At 61.4% G+C, this 1,896-nt stretch carries 2 protein-coding genes; both read right to left on the minus strand.

Annotated features, from left to right (window positions below; translation table 11 throughout):
- Positions 1-119: 119 nt before the first annotated feature.
- Positions 120-866, minus strand: a complete 747-nt coding sequence (locus AUL32_RS25505; RefSeq protein ID WP_156421618.1) for a hypothetical protein — start codon at positions 864-866, stop codon at positions 120-122.
- A gap of 287 nt (positions 867-1,153) precedes the next feature.
- Positions 1,154-1,612, minus strand: a complete 459-nt coding sequence (locus tag AUL32_RS24270; protein ID WP_062121093.1) for a helix-turn-helix domain-containing protein — start codon at positions 1,610-1,612, stop codon at positions 1,154-1,156.
- Positions 1,613-1,896: the final 284 nt, after the last annotated feature.

The raw sequence follows: 1,896 nt of genomic DNA on the forward strand, positions 1-1,896 counted from the left end.
TAAGCCTTTGTTTTTCATGAGTTTAGTGACAATAAAAATGGCCAGCCGTCATCGCAGCGTTCGTGAAAGAACACCGTGCAAGAGGCCTACGAGTCTGAGATTCTGCCGAAGACGTCGCTTTAGCGGCGTCGCCATTCCGTTCTGTTCGGTTCGGGATGGGTTTGGGGGCGGTTTGGAGGGCAAATTCGGGCTGGTTTAGACTCCACGAAGTGCCTCGAAGAGCTTCGCGCTTCCTTTCTAGGAGGAATCCTATTCGTGGGGGACGCTTCTTTGCCCCCTGTCGAACGCGACCCTTTCTCGATCCAGAGCTGCCATTCCTGCGAGCGGATCGTGACGATGTTGGGCAGATTCTTCTGACCTGGCCGGGGTCGACGCGTGACCTCAATAAGCTCCATGCGCTCGGCGATCCGGAGCGCCCTTTTGGCGCTGGTGCGGGAGATGCCGGCGAGCCCGGCGAGCGCGCCGATCGGACGGGCACAGTGGCCCCGCTTCCGGATCTCCTGGACGATGATCGCCAGAAGCGCCCGCTCGCTTTCCGTGAAGCGGCTGGCGAGCGCCGGCGGCATGGCGCCGGACGAAGCACAGCACCGCCGGCGAAAGATCGAGGCGGCGCGATCGGGAGAGCATTGGTGGCGGCGCGGCTGTGAGAAGGGTCCGATAGGAGGTGGGAAGGGGCGTGACGGCGGTATCAAGCTGGGATGGCCTCGGCCTTTGGGCCGGCGCAGCTGGATCGCGGCATAGAGCTCGCTGGCTTCGTCATCCGTCAGGTGCGCCTCGGCCCAAACCGCAGTGACCTGTTTGAAGAGGGCATCGAGGGCGGCCACCGAGGCCGAAGTGATCATCTGGGCAAGAATGGAACGGATCACGGCACAGAACTCCTGTGAGCCGGATCGGACCGTGAAAGCGACGTGCATCTTCGGGTCGGGGTTTACGCAAAACCCGTTGACGACGTTCCGACGATGTGGGAGCCTGAACACCGTTTGGGGGTGTCTTTTTCAGGCTCCTTATCTATTGGCGGCCTCGAAGTTCCAGCTTCGGGGCCGTTCGCTTTTTAGATCCTACTGCGGCGGCCAAATTCTTAACGCTCCAAGGAGTCGCGTTAACATCTCCATTTGGCGGATGCTCGCTGACAGAGTCAAACGAAAGCCGGTCTTCAGCCGCGCACGGCCCCCAGGAGGCGTGCCAAGAAGCCGTTTCGATCTCCCTGTTCGTCCCTTGCCGGCGCGGCCGTGACCGGCCTCTCATGCGTGATGGCGAGCCTCTGCGCCTGTTCGCGCCAATGTTCCCGCTCCTGCCGTAGCTCGGTCGCACGCTCCCGCTCCGTTGCCAACAACGTTTCAAGATGTCCGACCGTGAGACGAAGCGTAATCGCCTCCTGTAACGCCTTGGCATCCATATCGGCGTAACCAGACCCCGTTTCGGATCGCATCGTCGTTTCAGCGGGCGGCGTTTCCCGCGTTGCGGCGAGGTAGCGGTCGAGTTCCGATGGCTCGATCCGGAAGGTCCCGTCGTCGAGACGCGTGGCCGAGATTTTGCCGCTTTTCACCGCGCGCCAGATCGTGGGCTTGGTCTTGCCGGCAACCTCGGCTGCCGTTGCGAGCGTGTAGGACATGGCGCAACGCCTCGTGTTGGATCGTATCGCGTACCGTATCGGGCGAATGGTTAAGGGCGACTTAACCATTCGCCCGATACGGTACGCCCCAGAGCTCGCAACGCCTTCGCGATACGACCAGAAATGGCTCGATATCAGTCCGTTACGCCTCCTGGTTTATGCTGACTCTCAACCTCTCCAAGCTTTCTTCACCTGCACCTTTCTCCCTCCTTGCTCGTTGCCGTCTCGCAGCCTTCAGGCGCTGCCCTGCATGTCCGAAGGGGCGGGCTGGTCTGGCAGGAAGG

The sequence above is a fragment of the Aureimonas sp. AU40 genome (genome assembly GCF_001463785.1).
In the GTDB taxonomy this organism is placed as follows: Bacteria; Pseudomonadota; Alphaproteobacteria; order Rhizobiales; family Rhizobiaceae; genus Aureimonas.